15 protein-coding genes are annotated in these 18,360 nt (G+C 50.5%); 6 read left to right on the forward strand and 9 right to left on the reverse strand.

The features are described 5' to 3' along the window. Positions 1-78: 78 nt before the first annotated feature. From H6F76_RS05090 to H6F76_RS05100, 3 genes are all read left to right on the forward strand, one after another. Positions 79-900 carry an inositol monophosphatase family protein gene (locus H6F76_RS05090; RefSeq protein WP_190506457.1) on the forward strand — a complete coding sequence of 274 codons (822 nt, stop codon included), beginning with the start codon at positions 79-81 and terminating at the stop codon, positions 898-900. Between the two features lie 226 nt (positions 901-1,126). Further along, positions 1,127-1,645, forward strand: a complete 519-nt coding sequence (locus tag H6F76_RS05095; RefSeq protein WP_190449955.1) for an inorganic diphosphatase — start codon at positions 1,127-1,129, stop codon at positions 1,643-1,645. 1,023 nt (positions 1,646-2,668) lie between these two features. Then, positions 2,669-3,532 (forward strand): MBL fold metallo-hydrolase, encoded by an 864-nt coding sequence (locus tag H6F76_RS05100; protein ID WP_199321936.1) that lies wholly within the window; start codon positions 2,669-2,671, stop codon positions 3,530-3,532. A gap of 91 nt (positions 3,533-3,623) precedes the next feature. Here the strand turns inward: H6F76_RS05100 and ppk1 are convergent, their stop codons facing one another. The 5 genes from ppk1 to H6F76_RS05125 all read right to left on the reverse strand — a co-directional run bounded on the left by ppk1 (position 3,624) and on the right by H6F76_RS05125 (position 11,009). Next, complete coding sequence (gene ppk1 / locus H6F76_RS05105; protein ID WP_190506461.1) at positions 3,624-5,765, reverse strand: polyphosphate kinase 1; 2,142 nt, start codon at positions 5,763-5,765, stop codon at positions 3,624-3,626. 125 nt (positions 5,766-5,890) lie between these two features. Next, a complete protein-coding gene (locus H6F76_RS05110) occupies positions 5,891-6,277 on the reverse strand; it encodes a VOC family protein (RefSeq protein ID WP_190506463.1) in 387 nt (128 codons plus the stop codon). A gap of 139 nt (positions 6,278-6,416) precedes the next feature. After that, positions 6,417-7,097: a hypothetical protein gene (locus H6F76_RS05115; protein ID WP_190506465.1), complete on the reverse strand. Its 681-nt coding sequence runs from the start codon at positions 7,095-7,097 to the stop codon at positions 6,417-6,419. A 382-nt stretch (positions 7,098-7,479) separates the two neighbouring features. Further along, positions 7,480-8,100 carry a hypothetical protein gene (locus tag H6F76_RS05120; RefSeq protein WP_190506467.1) on the reverse strand — a complete coding sequence of 207 codons (621 nt, stop codon included), beginning with the start codon at positions 8,098-8,100 and terminating at the stop codon, positions 7,480-7,482. A gap of 374 nt (positions 8,101-8,474) precedes the next feature. Next, entirely contained in the window at positions 8,475-11,009 is a 2,535-nt protein-coding gene (locus tag H6F76_RS05125; protein WP_190506469.1) for an ATP-dependent Clp protease ATP-binding subunit, read from the reverse strand. A gap of 506 nt (positions 11,010-11,515) precedes the next feature. Between H6F76_RS05125 and H6F76_RS05130 the strand changes: the two genes are divergently transcribed. After that, positions 11,516-12,322 (forward strand): DUF2993 domain-containing protein, encoded by an 807-nt coding sequence (locus H6F76_RS05130; RefSeq protein ID WP_190506471.1) that lies wholly within the window; start codon positions 11,516-11,518, stop codon positions 12,320-12,322. Between the two features lie 48 nt (positions 12,323-12,370). Here the strand turns inward: H6F76_RS05130 and H6F76_RS05135 are convergent, their stop codons facing one another. From H6F76_RS05135 to H6F76_RS05145, 3 genes are all read right to left on the reverse strand, one after another. Beyond that, positions 12,371-13,240 carry a phosphatidate cytidylyltransferase gene (locus H6F76_RS05135; protein ID WP_190506528.1) on the reverse strand — a complete coding sequence of 290 codons (870 nt, stop codon included), beginning with the start codon at positions 13,238-13,240 and terminating at the stop codon, positions 12,371-12,373. A 481-nt stretch (positions 13,241-13,721) separates the two neighbouring features. Then, on the reverse strand, positions 13,722-14,324 hold the full coding sequence (gene cbiT, locus H6F76_RS05140; protein ID WP_190506473.1) for a precorrin-6Y C5,15-methyltransferase subunit CbiT: 603 nt from the start codon (positions 14,322-14,324) through the stop codon (positions 13,722-13,724). 185 nt (positions 14,325-14,509) lie between these two features. Next, the gene (locus tag H6F76_RS05145; protein ID WP_190506475.1) at positions 14,510-16,018 is read right to left on the reverse strand and encodes an aminotransferase class I/II-fold pyridoxal phosphate-dependent enzyme; all 1,509 of its coding nucleotides are present in this window, start codon (positions 16,016-16,018) and stop codon (positions 14,510-14,512) included. A gap of 294 nt (positions 16,019-16,312) precedes the next feature. Here H6F76_RS05145 and H6F76_RS05150 point away from each other — a divergent pair, with 294 nt between their 5' ends. After that, entirely contained in the window at positions 16,313-16,528 is a 216-nt protein-coding gene (locus H6F76_RS05150; RefSeq protein WP_190506477.1) for a hypothetical protein, read from the forward strand. A gap of 185 nt (positions 16,529-16,713) precedes the next feature. Next, positions 16,714-17,805, forward strand: coding sequence for a redox-regulated ATPase YchF (gene ychF / locus H6F76_RS05155; RefSeq protein ID WP_190506479.1), 1,092 nt, complete (start codon positions 16,714-16,716; stop codon positions 17,803-17,805). 308 nt (positions 17,806-18,113) lie between these two features. Here ychF and H6F76_RS05160 read toward each other — a convergent pair whose 3' ends face one another. After that, positions 18,114-18,350 (reverse strand): hypothetical protein, encoded by a 237-nt coding sequence (locus H6F76_RS05160; protein ID WP_190506481.1) that lies wholly within the window; start codon positions 18,348-18,350, stop codon positions 18,114-18,116. Positions 18,351-18,360 lie beyond the last annotated feature (10 nt).

The following is an 18,360-nucleotide window of genomic DNA, read 5'->3' on the forward strand; positions in this document are numbered from 1 at the left end:
GCAGTTGTTCGTTTTTAGCCATTAGTTGTTAGATAGAAAGCAGCAAACAACTAACGACCAACAACCAAAGACTTTTCTATGTCTGACTTCTGGACTCAGGTGCTCAACTTTGCCAAAACCACAACTGCAAACGTCGGTAAGCAACTGCTGCAAGACTTTGGGCAGGCGCTGGCAGCAGAAAAGGCGGATGGAAGTTTGGTCACACAGTCCGATCGCTGGGCAGATGAGGTCTTGAGAGCGGCGATCGTCCAAGCCTTTCCCGATCATGGCGTTCTCAGCGAAGAAGTCGAACATATCTTTCCGGCAAACGACTGGTGCTGGATTATTGATCCCATCGATGGCACCACCAACTTTGCAAGAGGGTTGCCGCTTTGGGGCATTTCACTAGGACTGCTCTACAAAGGTACGCCTGTCTTCGGCTACGTCCATCTACCGCCATTGGGACAATCCTTCTACGGCTATTGGCATGATGACTCTCAGTTAGAGGGTGATCTCGAGATGCCAACGGGCGCTTTTTTGAACGATCGCCCCATCCACTCCAGCACCGATACGCTCACCTCGAATCATTTCTTCAACCTCTGCACTCGCAGCACTGGTTTGCTTAAAAATCCCTTTCCCTGCAAAATTCGGATGCTGGGAGTTGCAACCTATAACCTGCTTACTGTCGCTGCCGGAGCCACAATGGGCGGCGTCGAAGCAACCCCAAAAATCTGGGACATTGCTGCAGTCTGGGCGATCGTCCAGGCAGCAGGCGGCATCTGGACACCGTTAGACCCCAAACCGATCTTTCCGCTTCAAGTGGGTCAGGATTATAGCGATCGGGCTTACCCCACATTGGTTGTCAGCCAAGCTGCCTTGGTGCCTACCTTTTTACCCCTTGTGCCGACTGTAGAGCGTTAGGCAAAAGGCAAAAGGCTGAAGGATAAAAGATCTAGGAAGGACAAAAAGATTCGCCCTAACCCTTAGCCCTTAGCCTTGCATCCCCCATGCTTCCGTCTTCCCGTAGAATGCTAACGGGGAGAGCAATTGTAGGGATAAGAGATACAAGGATGAGGGGTGAAATTTAGCCTTCTGCCTTCTGCCCTCTGCCTTCCCCAAAATCCCCTCGCTAGTTTGGAGAATTGCTATGGATCTGACCCGTATACCTGCCCAGCCCAAGCCTGGTTTGCTAAACGTCCTGATCGAGATTCCTGCCGGGAGTAAGAATAAATATGAGTTCGATAAGGACTTGAATGCGTTCGCGTTAGACCGTGTGCTCTACTCCTCGGTGCAATACCCATACGATTATGGCTTTGTACCCAACACTCTGGCTGATGATGGCGATCCCCTGGATGGCATTGTGCTGATGGATCAACCGACTTTTCCTGGTTGCATCATTCCTGCACGCCCTATTGGAATGCTAGAAATGATTGATGGCGGCGATCGTGACGAGAAAATTTTGTGTGTTCCTGACAAAGACCCCCGCTATGCTCAGGTTAAACGGCTAGCTGATATTGCCCCTCACCGCCTGGATGAAATTGCCGAATTTTTTAGGAGTTACAAAAATCTAGAGAAAAAGGTGACAGAAATTTTGGGCTGGAAGGATGTTGATCATGTTTTACCATTGGTCGAACAGTGCATTAAAGCGGGTGCTGGCAAAGGCTAAACCAGCTCGTGATCATGGATGGCTTACTTTAAGTAGAGCCACGCTGAAGCATAGCGCAGTGCATATAAGCTAACCCCATGTGCAAAGCCTCACCTCGCCTTCGACACCTTGCTTCCTGAGGTGAGAGAATAGGGGTGAGGTTTTAGTCTTTTTGAATGCCGCGCCTTATTCCTAAGCCTGCCAAAAATATTTATACTCAGGAAATATTGAAGATTGTCCTGATTGGTTCGCAGAAATCCAGTTTTAGGAAATTACGGACAGGGCAATCGCTCAACTGGTATTAAGGGTGCGATCGCTAGCAGTTTGGTGTTTTTCTAGTTTTATGTTTTTAGAGTTCTCTAAAAGTTATGGTTCTCTAAAGTCGAGCAAGCAAAGGAAGGGGGGATTTGTCCTCAAGTCCTCTTTTAATGCCCGTTAAATGCCCATTTTTAGAGGTTCTAACAGCGTTAGGATGACGTTGCCTCAGAAGAAGGAGCTAAAATGCTTGTTCCGTTTCGTTAAGGCAAGGGTTGGAATAAGGGCACTGCTGACCACTTATCCTCGGAGACAGCCACACCCCTCGTGTAGCCTTTCAATGTTGCTCTCTACCAACATTAAGGGGTTGGTCGTATGACAAACAGCGCGAACAATATGGGTAGCATAAGAATTAATGCAACATTATTGAACGCAACGGGAACTCTATTCTATAAGGACAAGATAAGAATGAGCGCTACATCGATATGGAGATGGCGTTTGCATCGTTAACCCGAAACCGCAAAGCCTTGACGCAGTTGCCACGCTCGCTCAACAATTGCCTGCCCTCATTGCACCTATCATCGTTGCATCACAGTCTACACCCGAAGTCTGACAGCGTATGGTTTCACGTTTTTTCTTTGAGGTCGCCCTCATTATCCAATCGCAGTTTGCCCGTTCCTAGATTCGTCCGTCTACAGATTCCTTAAAATAAGGCTAATCGGATCAACAATGTCACACCCTGATTCATCTGCATCCCACCCACAAACTCATAGTGAAGCAACAGAAACAATGACTCAGGCTCCCGGTTTTGTGGTCGAGTTTTGGGGTGTTCGAGGCAGTATTCCTGCTCCCGGCAGTGAAACAGTACGCTATGGCGGCAATACATCCTGTGTCGAAATGCGGGTGGATGGCAAACGGCTGATCTTTGATGGCGGTACAGGGCTACGTATGTTGGGCAAGCACTTGCTCAAAGAGATGCCTGTAGAAGCATATATGTTCTTTACGCACTCTCACTGGGATCATATCCAGGGGTTTCCGTTTTTTGTTCCCGCGTTTGTTAAGGGCAACTGCTTTCATATCTATGGGGCGATCGCGCCGAACGGTGCCACGATGAGGCAACGGCTCAGCGACCAGATGCTACACCCCAATTTTCCGGTGCCAATTCAGGTGATGCAGTCTGACCTGAAGTTCTACGATCTGTTCCCTGGCGATGTGATGCAGTTGGGCGACATTACGATCGAAACAGGTCCGCTGAACCATCCCAATACATCAATGGGCTACCGCGTTACATGGCAGGGGCACACGGTTGTCTATGCGACCGATACAGAACATTACCCCGATCGCGTAGATGAAAACCTGCTGCACCTGGCTCGTAATGCCGATATCTTAATCTACGATGCTTGCTATACGGATGAAGAGTACCACGACCCTAAAACGCCCAAGATTGGCTGGGGTCACTCAACCTGGCAGGAAGCCATCAAGCTAGCAAAAGCAGCAGGCGTGAAAAAAACGGTCATCTTCCACCATGACCCCAACCACAGCGACGACTTTTTAGACGGTGTAGAAGCGCAAGTGCGAGCCGTATTTCCTAATAGCGTGTTGGCGCAAGAAGGCATGATCTTGCCGGTTGACCTGAAGGAAGGACAGTACTGACAAGGTTCTAGTCTTGCTTAATGACGGGCTGGCTTTCTACCGTCACTTTCACCTTTATCAGCAGCAGCGTTTAATTTGTTTAATTTACTATCTATTGCTGTAGCTGCATCGCGAACTCGGTTTGGGCATCGTGTTCTGGCACATCCTCTGCTGGTTGTCGCTGCACGTATGTCCCATCTGGCTGCAAATCCCAGGCATGACGGTTGTCTGCTAAAAGCGTATCCAGAATGGCGCGGAGTTGTGCTGCCAATGCAGGCTCTTCGACAGGTGTGATGGCTTCGACACGGCGATCGAGGTTACGGGGCATCCAGTCGGCACTACCAATAAAGACTTCTTCCTCACCATTATTGTGGAAGTGGAAGATGCGGGAGTGTTCGAGAAAGCGACCGACAATGCTGATGACACGAATGTTGTCGCTAACGCCTGCAACACCAGGACGCAAGCAACACACACCGCGAATAATTAGGTCAATCTCTACACCTGCCTGAGAGGCAGCATAGAGCGTTGCAATGATTTGTGGATCGACGAGAGCGTTCATCTTGGCGATGATGCGACCAGGTTTGCCGTGGTGACGATGTTCGGTTTCCCGCTGAATAAGGGCAAGCATACGATCGCGCAGATTCACTGGAGCAACTAACAGTTTGCGGTAGGACTGCTGCCGTGAGTAGCCCGTCAAGAAATTAAATAGATCGGTTAAATCTGCGCCCAGATCTTCCTTGCAGCTAAATAGTCCTAAATCGGTGTAGAGTTTCGCTGTCTTAGAGTTGTAGTTACCCGTGCCAATGTGAATGTAGCGACGTATTGCCTCTCCTTCCTCACGCACAACTAGCACCACTTTAGTATGCGTCTTTAACCCCACCAAACCGTAGATGACGTTTACGCCTGCTTGCTCCAATCGTTGCGCCCAGTGAATGTTGTTTTCTTCATCGAAGCGAGCTTTGAGTTCGACCAGCGCTGCAACCTGTTTGCCATTTTCCGCCGCGTTAATCAGTGCTTTGACGATCGGCGAATCACCTGAAGTTCGATACAACGTGATCTTAATTGCCAGTACCTTGGGGTCGTGCGCCGCTTGCGTAATGAAGTGCTCAACGGACGCTGTAAACGACTCGTAGGGATGGTGGACGAGCAAATCTTGCTCACGAATGATTGAAAAAATGTCTTCGTTTGCCTCTGGCGATGAGGCAAGATCTGATGTGTCGTCGTTAAGGTGACGTAGACGAGACGGCACTGCTGCGCCCCAGGGCTGATCTTTGAGGGCTGGCAGTGGTATTGCCATAAGAGACATCAAATCTTTGAGATTGAGCAGCCCTTCAAGTGCGTAGACATCGCGATCGGTAAGGTCTTTTTCGCGCATCAGCCGATCGCGCACTGCTTGAGACGCAGAGGCTTCAATCTCCAGCCGCACTACTGCTCCGCCCAGTCGTCGCTTCCGTAATTCTTGCTGAATCAGCACCAGCAGATCATGGGTCAGGTCTTCTTCTATCTCCAGATCGGCATCACGGGTGATGCGAAAGAGCGAGTATTCCTGAATGTTCATGCCCGGAAACAGTAGCTCCAGATTGTGAGCAATGATCTGCTCCAGCGGCACACCGACCCAAACGCTGTTGCGATCGACTGGCTCAATGTCTGCGGGAAAGGTGATAAAGCGAGGCAGGCTATTCGGCACTTTCACTCTGGCGAACAGCTCTTTCTGGGTTACAGGGTCTTTGACGAGCACTGCCAGATTGAGGCTAAGGCTGGAAATGTAGGGAAACGGATGGGCTGGATCAACTGCTAACGGTGTCAGGATGGGAAAAACGCGCTGCTCAAAATAGTGCTGCAAATAGCGTCGCTGCTCCTGATTCAAATCCATGTAGTTGAGGATGTGAACCCCTTTCTCTGCCAGCAGGGGACGAAGTGTGCGATCGAAAAAGCGATGCTGTTCAGTCACCAATGGGCGTAACTGCTGACTAAGTGCATCAAGCTGCTGCTGCGGCGTTTTGCCATCGGGGGATACTTTATCAACCTGTGCCTCCACTCGCTGCATCAGAATCGCCACCCGCACCATAAAAAACTCATCTAAATTGGTGCTAAAAATCGCCAAAAACTTCAAGCGCTCCAGCAATGGTGTACGTGGATCAAGCGCTTCATGCAGTACGCGATTATTAAACTCAAGCCAGCTCAACTCGCGGTTGAAGTAATACTGTGGATCGCTCAGGTTGATTTCTGGCGTCGTTTCACTGGTTCGCGTCATGGCTTTCTATATGCTTTCTACTGCGATCGTGGCAGAAATGGCTTTGAAAAGAAAGTGTTGCAGGACATACCTAGAGAGAGGGGCGAGGAGTTTTGAGTGTTGAGCTTGCTTCTACCTCCGGCTCCTTATATTTCGTATAGTTCCAAAGGCAATCCATCGGGGTCTTTGAAGAAGGTAAAGCGTTTGCTGGTCAGTGCGTCGGTACGGATGGCTTCGACTGGGATATTGTTGGCAGTAAGGTGGGTGACGGCAGCCTCCAAATCATCAACTTTGAAGGCGAGGTGTCGCAGCCCGCAGGCTTCTGGTTGGTTGGGACGATCGGGCGGATTAGGAAAGGAAAACAGCTCGATCGCCCCTCCATTACCAATGTCTAAATCCAGCTTGTAGGAGTCGCGATCGGCTCTAAACGTTTCCTCAATTATCGGCAAGCCCAAAAGATTGACGTAGAAATGCTTCGAGCGATCGTAGTCAGAGCAAATAATCGCGACGTGATGAATACCGTTGGTGAACATTGGTCATACCAATTTAGAATTTGACAATCGCAGTTAGCAATGGCAAATCACCTCTAGCACTTAACGAAGAGGCTCAATACGACGATATGCTATGGGCTATTTAAACAACAAGTAGTGACGCATTTAGAACACTACAGAACTAAAGTTCAGGTTGACGAAACTCAAACTCTCCACACCAACTAATCTCAGGCACAAGCTTAGGTAACGGAGGCTCCGTTTCAAGAGGGGCTAGCCTAATAATGTAGCTAATGCCATCGATACCAGGACGATTAGCTTGATACCACTGTCCTAACGCCTTGTTCTCTTGCAAATGACCCTTGTCATCGTATTCTTCAAGCGATAGCTGTACAGTCATGCTAGATAGATAAGCATAAACTTCTACCAAATACTCTGCGGGTGCAATGTCGATAACCTGAAAGATTTGATAATTCGGCTCAGGCAGTTTTCCTGAAATGGCATCCGTTAACTCGTCTGCATCACCGCCGCCACAAAGAATGATGAACTTGCCGCAAGGAATGTTTAATTTCCAGGAAAGCCGCCCAATCCAATCGTGTTCTTCTTGGTCAGTTAATTCACCCAAGACGAAGACCGTTTCACCATCAAGAGCGCAATCACCATCAAAAAATAAAGGAATACAAATTCCCTGTCTAAGGAGTCCTTCTATTTCTTGGTCATTTGCATGACCTAACATATGAGAAACCGCTTCTGGTGTGAGACCACTACCCCCTAAACTTGCAGATGTAAGAACGTAGTAGTGACCATCGCAGAAGAACTCTTTTGCTATAGGAATTACTTTACGTGGTCCTACATTTTTAGACATTTTTTTAGTTCGATCAGTAGAGATATGTCAATGCCTAAATGATCTTAAGCACATGAGTGGCTATCTAACGGTTCGTTTCACTGGACGGTTTTAATATCTGAATTAGAGGCGATAGCGTATAGCTCCGTTCTGATGCAAGCACTTGTTGGGAGGCTTTCTAAACATCCCAACAGGAATAAGTTGGTCAGGCTTATATAGCAGTCCTAAATCAGTTGTGAGCTTGAGAGGCTTTGTAAGAAGGGATTCCACTGAAATCCTTTCTCACAATCCAGATAGGATCGCCATATATGTCAATTAATTCACAATCTTTTGTGGAGGCGGTACGCACCGCGTGACAAGCTGACCAACTTATTGCTCAACCCTTAAAGCGACATCATTCACCTTATTTTTGGGTATAAGGAAGTGAGGAGTGGTGCAGAATGATGCGTAACTTACCGCTATCATCCTTAAAGAACTGCCAAGTCTTATCCACTGTAGTGATCTTGCCGTTTTTATCGGTGATCATCACGTTGCCCATCGTAGTCGCTGTATTGCCAGAAATGAAGATCCCTGCATTCTTGATTTCTACTTTTCGCCAGCTGTTCAATGCAAACCCCTTGTCCGTTGGAAAGGCTGGGTCACCTCCTACAAAATAAGCCAAAGCTCCCGCATGAGTGGTTCGGAATGTCTGTGGAGCCACAGTAAGGGTTGGCTTGAAAAGAACAGCGCCAAATTGGTAGCCGTAGGCTTCGTCAATTACTTTTTTAGCCAATGCTTTGGCAGCTTGTATGCCCTTCGTTTCATGTGTTGTAGAAATAGCCACCAATGCTTCTCCCCAAGCCTTTTGAGCAGCCAAGACCTCGCTCTCGGTGATTGCTCTGCTGACGACTGATGTCTTCAGACCTGAAGGAGTTGCCATTGAGCCATTGGAGTCTGCGATGGCTGGCTGGACAGCGAGTAGAGCACCAGAGATAACTGTAACCGTAGTAAAGAATGCTGAAATGCTAGGTTTCAAGAGCTTCATAGGTAGATGTTTAACTTTTCCTGGCTTATCTTCTCACAAACTGTGGATTCAAATATCACTAAGCAAATCGTTACTAGCTCTATGGTCTACAGCATTACTTATTGCCTTATTCGCAGTGCTATTGATCCTAATTACAGTTTTCAGTCTGCCCAACAACTTATTACATGAATATTTTTCGGGATAATGGTGCGATCGGGCTGTTATCGAGAGTTTTTTGGGAGCTTTACCCAAAAGCAAACATTATCAATACTTTTTCGCACGATTGCTCTGGTGTAGGACGTGCTCGAGAATCTGTGTAGGTTCACTCAACTATTGCTATGAAAAAGCCCTACACCGTTAAAGTGCAGGGCATAAGAGTAGAATCCACGCAACCTTTAAGAGACGATCGCCTCTAACAGACGTTCTGGTTTTATAGTTGTGTGAATGGCGATATTGTTGTCGTCATCCAGATCCACGATCGCGGTATCACCGTCTTGGATGGTTCCCGATAAAAAGGCTTCTGCCAGGGCATCTTCGAGCAAGCGAGTAATGGCGCGACGGAGCGATCGAGCACCGTAGGCAGGACTATAGCCTTCAACCACCAGGCGGTCTTTCACGCGATCAGTGACTTCTAGAGCAATGCCGCGATCGGTGAGATTTGCCCCTACTTCTTGGATGAGCAGGTCAGCAATCTGCCTGACTTCATCACGAGTGAGTTGCCGGAAGACAATAATCTCATCCAAACGGTTCAGAAATTCGGGACGGAAGAACTGCTTGAGTTCCTCATGCACCGATGTCTGAATGCGGTTGTACTGTGCGTCTGCTTGGGTCGCAAACTCAAAGCCAAGTCCATTGCCGCCTTTTTCAATCACTCTGGAACCAACGTTAGAAGTCATGATTACCAGCGTGTTGTTAAAGTTGACCGTCCGACCTTGAGCATCGGTCAAGCGACCATCATCCAGCAATTGCAGCAGCAGGTTGAAGACATCAGGATGTGCTTTCTCAATTTCGTCAAAGAGGACGACTGCATAGGGCTTGCGCCGTACTGCTTCCGTCAACTGCCCGCCTTCGCCGTAGCCCACATAGCCAGGAGGCGAACCGATGAGCTTAGAAACCGTGTGCGCTTCCATAAACTCAGACATATCAAGCCGGATGATGGCATCTTCAGCACCAAAGACATTTGCTGCCAGTGCTTTTGCCAATTCCGTTTTACCAACGCCTGTAGGACCAGAGAAGAAGAAGCTAGCAATCGGGCGATTAGGACTCTTCAACCCTACTCGTGCCCGCCGCAGTGCGCGCGAGGCAGCTTTGACCGCTTCATCTTGACCGACAACTCGCTCATGCAAGGCATCTTCTAGATACAGCAGTTGCTCCGATTCTGACTCGGTGAGCTTACGCACTGGCACGCCAGTCCAAGAGGCGACAATGTGGGCAATGTCATCTTGAGTAACGTGAGGAGTGAGGGGGGCTGGATTTTGCACTGCTCCCTCTGCCGCGCCTGCCACCTCTGCCGTCTGCCCTCTGCCGTCTGCCTGCTCCCCTTTGATTTGTGCTTCTAGCTCTAACTCACGATCGCGCAGCTTTCCAGCAGCATCAAAATCCTGAGCGCCAACAGCCGCTTCTTTCGCTTTTGTAACCTCCCGCAGTTCTTTGCGGAACGCTTTGCTAGGCGAGTGCTGGGTATGCGCCAGACGAACGCGAGAGCCTGCTTCGTCGATCAGGTCAATTGCCTTATCGGGAAGGTAGCGATCGGTGATATAGCGATCGGACAAAGTCGCAGCCGCCACCAGAGCCGTATCGTCGATTTTGACCTTGTGGAACTGCTCGTAGCGATCGCGCAAGCCAAACAGGATTTCGATGGTTTCAGTGACGCTGGGTGCGCCAACAGTCACAGGCTGAAAGCGACGTTCTAGGGCAGCATCGCGCTCAATATATTGGCGATATTCATCCAAGGTTGTGGCACCCAGGCATTGCAGTTCACCACGGGCTAGTGCTGGTTTCAGCATATTGGCAGCATCCATACCGCCCTCATTGCCACCTGCGCCAACCAGGGTATGCACTTCATCAATCACCAGAATCACGTTGCCACTGGTTTGCACTTCGCTGATGACTTTCTTCAAGCGCTCTTCAAAGTCGCCCCGGAAACGCGTACCAGAGATCAGGGCACCCATATCCAGGCTGACCACCTGCTTGCCTTCGAGGTTTTCAGGCACGTCGCGGTTAACAATGCGCTGAGCCAGTCCTTCGGCGATCGCAGTCTTGCCTACGCCGGGTTCCCCAATCAATAGTGGATTGTTCTTGGTGCGGCGACCCAGAATTTGCACTACGCGCTCAATTTCAGTTTGGCGACCAACAACCGGATCGAGCTTACCTTCAGCAGCGAGCTTGGTCAGGTTTGTACTAAATTCTTCCAGAGTTGGGGTTTTCGCGTCGCTGTGGGTGCCAACTGTCTCGCGTCTGCCTCCAACGGCGGCGGCTACAGCTTCTCCTGTGGTTTGTGACCCGATCGCTTGCAGCAGGTTCTCTTGAATGGCGATCGGTTCAACATTAAGGCGTTGCAGCACTTTAATGGCAACCGTTTCATTGCCTTGCGTCAGCGCCAGGAGCAAATGTTCAGGACTTACGTGGTTTTGCCCAAACTCTTGCCCTAACCGCGTCGCTTCGGTAAAGATCCGCTTTACTCGTGGTGTAAACGGTAGTTCTGCCGGAATGGCACCCGTCCCGCGACCCGTAATTTTTTCGCACTCAAGGCGGGCAGCCGCTAGCGTTACGCCTAATTTCGTCAATAGTTGAGCGGCAAGGCTCGTGCCCTCGCGCACAATGCCTAACAGTACTTGCTCTGTCCCGACTAGGTTGTGCCCCTGCCGACGCGCTTCTTCCTGGGACAGCATGACCGCTCGAATGGCTTTTTCTGTAAACAGTTCAAACATGATTGGTTCTCCTACCACGCCGTTTGTAACGATAGAAACAACTGACAGATTCAGAGGCAGTGGTTAGAAGTCCATCGCTGTCATCTAGCTTCTTCAGTTGCAGTGAATTGAATCTGGGGTTCGGCTCCCCTTGAGACCGTATGTAGTTTCGTGAACCGATGTATTGCTACTCTATCGCTAGCGCTTGGCTGACAGCAGTAGGGAAAGCCGTATGTACTGGGCGGTTTTTGGGATCGAGGAGTGAGGGGAGAGGTAAGAAGAGGGGCAGGGGGAGCAAGGGGAGAGAAGAGAGCAGAGTCGGTGTGTGGTGTGGGATGTCGGTATACTCGGTGTGGCGGATGTGCGATCGCCCCTAAGTGCTCGTTCAGCCGCCGCTTCGATCACTGCCCAGTTCGCTCTGTAAAGCAATTTTCAGTTTGCGGGTTGCGATCGCGTTGTACTCTCTTTCGCTCCTGACGATTTACTAGTGACCATTGAATCCTGCTATCTGTTTAAGCTCAACCTCTATGTCTAACCAAAGTCGCCTCATTAGTATGGTGCTGTCTCCAGCAGTGGGGCTTTGGCTACGATCGCAGCTTGAACACGTAGAAGACCTGCAACTGACCATTGAGGCGGGCGATCGACAGCTTTTGTCTGGCTGCATCAGTCGGGTAGTGGTTTCGGCTCGCAATGCTGTCTACCGAGGTTTGCATCTGAGTCAGGTGAGCCTAGTAGGAGAGCAGATCCGTACAAATTTGGCTCAGGTAGTGCGTGGTAAGCCGTTGCGGCTACTCAAAGCGTTTCCGATCGCGGGGAATGTGCTGCTGTATGAAGCGGATTTAAACAGGTCGCTACAGGCTCCGCTATTAGCGCAGGGTGTAATTGAATTTTTGCTGACCTTGCTACGAGCGGATGGCGATCAGTCGGATGGAGAAAACGACGAGTTAGCGCAACGCACGCCGCAAGAAATTCGGTTGCAGGACCCGAAAGTCATACTGGGCGATGGTCTGGTGACGCTCTCAGCTACGTTAGCTACCGTCAGCGGTCAACCAACCAGTGTGGTCATTCGCACCGGGCTACGGTTAAGCAATGGCAACCAACTTCATCTCGATCGTCCTCATTTGCTTCCTCACGCAAACGCGCGTCAAGGTTTTCCCCTCCGCGATCTCGATGGATTCGCCTTTGATCTCGGCTCTGAGGTGGCGCTGCAAACACTCAGCCTGCAAGCAGGGCAGATTAGTTGTCAAGGGCAAATTATGGTGACACCGGAGGAAGGCGCGGGAGAAAACTTCAAAGAAGGGGTGAAGGAAGAAGGGCCAAAGGATAAAGGATAAGAGTTGGAAGTTAGCGTTTATGGCTTCTGGCTCCGCTTATCTCTAACTTTACTGCGCTAGCAACGGCAACACCAAAATCACAAAGTAGTACACCAGGGGAGCCGTAAACACGTAGCTGTCCGCACGATCGAGGATGCCACCGTGTCCAGGAATGAGCTGCCCAGAGTCTTTTACGCCTGCGTCGCGCTTCATCATTGATTGGGTCAGATCGCCAAGCAAGCTAGCAATGCCGATGAGTAAACCGAGTGCCGCGCCAGTAAGGGGCCAGCCTGACCAGCGCAGATACCAGGAACCGACGATCGCCACTGCAATACTGCCTAAGACCCCAAACACGGCACCTTCAACGGTCTTTTTGGGGCTGATGTTGGAGAGGCGCGTACGCCCAAAAAACTTGCCAAACATATAAGCGCCAATATCGGCTGCCCAAATACAGCTAAAGGCTAGCAGTGTGTTCGTCAAGCCCTGGGGCATGGCGTGCAGGTCAAACCAGGAGTGTGGTAGGTAGCCATCTAGCGGTAGATTGCTGACAGCTCCCTGCCCCAGCGATCGCAGCCGCACCCAGTAACTTGGCAAATAGCCACCATAGAACAAGCCCAGGATGGACGTTGAAATATCAGCGATCGTCGCGAGTTTGGGTTGAAACAATAGGTAGAAGCAGATAAACGTACCAGCCACCGGAAAGACCGCATCGGCAAGGGTTGGGGAGACGGTTGAGATTACGAGTAGCGCTTGACTGACAACGAGCGTTGTTTTGGCAGCAGGTGCAATGCCTTTTGCATGCACGAGCTGAAAGTATTCCAACTGCCCTAGATAAATGATGATGCCAAACCCGATCGTAAAATACCAACCACCCAGCACAATCATGCTGAGTGCTAGAACGATCGCGACAATGCCGCTCAAAATGCGGGGCAACGGTATCGCACTAGTCGCTTGCGGCTGGCTTTCTTTGGACGGCGATTGGGCTGAACGATCCAACGTCATTAACGAAACCCCACTTGAGAGCGACAAAACTTTAGCGTGACAAAACGGAATGCTGCCAGGACTTAGCGGCTGAGACTAACGTTTCCCTGCTCACGAAACTATCTCTACTAACCAGGCTGGATACTGCTCAAAGCATTGCTGCAAACATCAAGAGGTAGTGTTACCTGTCACCGTAGCGCCACCGCATAACCAGAAGCCCAGGTTAGTGCAAGATTAAGAAGGTTAAGACGCCTTTGGAACACTCTAGCTGAGTCTAGCGCTCTCTCAGACTATATCTTTAACGCTTTTAGCTGCTTACTACAGAATATTGGTCAATGCCAGCGGTTACAGTGCCTTAACGTTGCGATCGCGAGCGCTTAACGTTTCATTGCTAGTCAGCTACCCTTAAGCGCGACTGTCCAACCACTCACCCACGCATCTAGTCTAACTTTTCCCCACTCAGGACAAAAATGGGGTCGATCGAGGCAAACGTCTGGTTAAGCCCCCGTTTCTCCAGACGGTTCACGGCTGATTGCACCACTTCAATCTGCCGCACTTGAAGCTCCGCAAAACTCTCTGAAACCTGGTAGAGACCTTCTAACGTGGCTGCGGTTGCTACAATGCGTCCCTGCGGTTCCAACTGTTGCCAGGTAGCGTTCAAAATGGCTTTAATCGAGCGCCCACCTTCAATACAAACCCGATCAGGAGCTTGCTTGAGCGTGCTTAAACAGTCAGGTGCGCTGCCCTCTATCACCTCTACATTGTCAACGCTAAAGCGATCGCAGTTCCGCCGAATGAGATTTGCGACTTCTTCATCCCGCTCGATTGCGATAATCTGCCCTTTCGGACACAGCAAGCCCGCCTCAACTGAGATGGTGCCTGTGCCTGCGCCAATATCCCACAGAACTGAGTCTACCTTAAGGCGCAAGGAGGAAAGTATGAGCAGCCGCACTTCACGCGGACTCATGGGAATACCAGGCAACCGCTCGAACAGGTCGTCGGGGATGCCAGGAGTAGCGTAAGGCCAGAGAGGGGAAGGCATGGGGAAGGAGGGAGCAGAAGGGCAGGGGAGAGTGCTGAGGGAGGCTGTCTGTTCAATCACGATAGCAATCAGGTTCAATCTTTCCCAAGCCTATCGGATCGCCCTAAATCCTGGTGTTCTCAATGTCACATCAGTCTCGCCTGATTGCCAGTCAAGGACGATCGCCATGTGGCTCACTTGAAACCCTACTTCACGACCTTTAACGTTTTTAGGGTCAAGTCAGCACAGCCGCTCATTGTACCGCCCAGTGCGAGGATGGCTTGCAAATGGGCGATCGCCGTTGCTGTAACCACCTCCCCTGGCATCAAAACTGGAATCCCTGGCGGATAGGGGCAAACCAGTTCGGCACTGATACGGTTAACCGTCTGAGCGATCGGCAGGGTTTCATTGGCAGCAAAAAAAGCGGCGCGAGGGGAGAGAGGAGAGGGGGGGAGGCAAGGGAGATAAGAGGGAGAAAAAAGAGTTGATTGAAGGACTTCCCCTGCCTCCCCTACTTCCCTATCCCTATACATCATCGTTGCTAAAGCCTCAAAAGACTGTACCAACTGCTCAATGTCCTGTTTGGTATTGCCCAAACTGATCATAAAGGTCAAATGCTGAAGCGATGGTAATTCAGCAGTGACCCCCAGTTGCTCGTTGAGAATTGCGTCTGCCGTGAAGCCGTCGATGCCCAGATCTGAAACAGTGACAGTCAGGCGAGTGCGATCGAGCGCCATAAAACCAGCGCTGCCTGCCTGCTCCGGTTGCAGCGTGGAAAGTCCAGGGATCTGGTTGAGGTGCGATCGTGCCTCGTCTGCCAGTTGCAGCGTCTGTTCTAGTAGAAGTTTTCCTTGCGTTGCCATTTGATAACGTGCTGCATCCAAGGAAGCTAGTAACAGATAGCTAGGGCTAGTGGACTGCACAAGCTGGAGTGCTTTACTGATACGATCACCATCGACTCGATCGCCCCTTGTATGCAGCATTGCCGCCTGGGTCATGGCAGACAGCACCTTATGAGTAGACTGCACCGCTAAATCGGCTCCGGCTGCAAGTGCGGCGATCGGTAGCGATGGATGAAAGGCAAAATGAGCGCCATGCGCTTCATCTACCAGCAGGGGAATGTTGTGCTGATGGGCAAGGTGGGCGATCGCCGCAACATCCCCACATACCCCGTAGTAAGTGGGATAGACCATCAGCACTGCTTTTGCATCAGGGTGTTGTGCTAGCGCTGTGGCAACGGCTGTCGGCGTAAGGCTGTGAGCTAGATCCAGATGTGGATCGTACTCTGGCTGCACAAAAATCGGCACAGCACCAGAGAGGATCAGCCCTGAAAGTGCGGACTGGTGAATATTGCGAGGCAGAATCAGCTTGTCGCCAGGGTTGCAGGTTGCCAGGATCGCCGCAATTACTCCAGATGTGGAGCCGTTGGCAAGAAACCAGGTGCGATCGGCTCCGAATGCCTCTGCTGCCAATGCCTGCGCCTGCTGAATGACCCCTTGTGGTGCAAACAAATTATCTAGCTCTGGCAGTTCTGGTAAATCAGCCTGAAAGACTTGTGCCCCTAGCAGCTCAACCAGTCGCTTTGCACTGCCTCGCCCATGCTTGTGCCCCGGTGCATAAAACGGTGCATGTGGTTTGTGCACGCAAGACTGGAGCGCAGCCAGCAACGGTGTTTCAGTTTGCGGGTTAAAAGCGTCGTTTGAGCCGAGTGACATAGACAAGTGACATAGAGTAGAGCGCCCTTGCACGAGCTTTACTCCAATATCTCATGCCGATCGTGTGCTAGATGGTGATCGCTGGAGCCATTGCAGTTATGTATAGCAAAAGGATGAGGGATGAATAGAAGCCTTTGCTCAAAGGAAGTTTCAAGCTTATGTCTGTCCTAACGTTCTCTTCGACTGCTATGGGAGAGCAGTGCGTACGCTACAACGAGCATATTTAATTAGGGAGATGTAATTCTTCCTCTGACTTTCTAAGTTGATAGGGTTACCTGTTTTGGGCAGACTCACATGATTTATACACCCGACCCCTCGTTACCTGAGCCGTCGATCCCATCGATCCCAGGGCCAGATACGGTGCCAGAGTCTATTCCGGGCCCTGCACCAGAACCAATTCCAGGTCCTGCACCAGAACCAATTCCAGGTCCTGTGCCGGAACCTGTACCAGGAACGATTCCGCAAACTGTACCAGGAACAATTCCACAGACAATTCCAGAACCTGTTTAGTTGAAACGGGTTAGCGCTTGTAGCTACGTTTTCGATGACTTGGCAATCGTCCTTAACGGGCAATCAATGATTTAGATTGAAACGATCGAGTGGAAAAATCGAGCCAAAACCTACAATGATTATGAGTGCTGGCTCTGTTCAGCAGACGACTCAATCTAAAATCACCCATCTAACCGCTAAAATCGATGCTGAGAGCCGGGATTGTTGGACTACCCAACGTCGGAAAATCTACTTTGTTCAATGCCCTGGTAGCAAATGCTAAGGCGCAAGCTGCCAACTTTCCGTTTTGCACGATCGAACCCAATGTCGGTGTAGTCGCGGTGCCAGATGAACGGCTGCAAGTGCTGGCAAAGATTTCGAGTTCGGCGGAAATTGTGCCTACACGGGTCGAATTTGTAGACATTGCTGGACTTGTAAAGGGAGCCAGTCAGGGAGAAGGCTTAGGCAACCAGTTTCTGGCAAACATCCGCGAGGTCGATGCGATCGTTCATGTGGTGCGATGCTTCGATGACGACGATATCATCCATGTTTCGGGTTCTGTAGACCCCGCCCGCGATATTGAAGTGATTAACCTGGAGCTAGCGCTGGCAGATTTGGGGCAGATTGAAAAGCGTATCGATCGCGCTCGTAAGCAAGCCCGTGGCAACAAAGAGCTACAGGTTGAAGTAGATGCGCTAGAAAAGCTGACGGCTGTGCTGAATGAAGGCAAACCCGCTCGTCAAGTTGACCTTACTGAAGACGAAGAAGCCGCTGTCAAGGCGCTCGGTTTGCTTACTCGTAAGCCAATTATCTATGCCACGAACGTGGCTGAAGATGATCTGGCAACAGGTAATGCCTGGGTAGAGGAAGTACGAGCGATCGCGGCAACCGAAAATGCTCAGGTCGTAGTCATTTCAGCGCAGGTAGAATCTGAATTGGTTGACATCCCGGAAGCTGATCGCGCTGACTTTCTTGAGTCGCTAGGCGTAACGGAAGGTGGACTCAAGTCTCTGATTCGCGCCACCTACGAACTGTTGGGGCTTCGTACCTACTTCACCACTGGACCGAAAGAAACCCGCGCCTGGACAATCCACGCCGGAATGCTGGCTCCTCAAGCGGCAGGTGTCATCCACACCGATTTTGAGCGTGGCTTCATTCGTGCTGAAACCGTGGCTTATAAAGACCTCACAGCCACTGGTTCTATGGGTGCTGCCAAAGAAAAAGGGTTGGTTCGCAGCGAAGGCAAGGAATACACGGTGCAAGAAGGTGATGTGCTGCTCTTCCGCTTTAACGTGTAGTCCCGCGATCGCTTCTTCGTTCGCTCATATTGTGCCACTAGCGTTTCTACATAGGCTGCTCTGAGTGGAAAGCTGTTGCTCTAGATCACGCCAACGTTCTTCCCAACTCTGACACTGCTACGTCTAGAATCCTTTTGGGCATACTGAAGCAGGACAGCAATGGATGGGTGCTGTCTTGCAGTGGTTGTAACTGCTTGTTCTCGGTATCTGTACATAAGTAAAACACCCCTACTCTCTTATTGAGAACTCCTTATTAAGGGCGACACTATCACTGGGGTTGCACAAGGTGAATTTTCACGTTTAGTCACTTAAGCAGCTATGACGCGGTTAGACGCATTGACCAGATTACTGCCTTGACTGCACAAGTAAACCAGAGGCATTATCAGGAGCGATCGCATCATCATAGCTTTACCTTTACCCAGTTTCAGTGATAGCCAGCAACCCCTTGCAGGCACGACAATTGAAGCACCAGTATGGTTTGCACTTGGCTCCACATTTAGCTCCGCACCACGAGGGGTTTTACACCGAGAGAGTGATTGCGCCATATCGCTACCG

Source organism: Leptolyngbya sp. FACHB-321 (assembly GCF_014695975.1).
Lineage (GTDB): Bacteria > Cyanobacteriota > Cyanobacteriia > Leptolyngbyales > Leptolyngbyaceae > Stenomitos.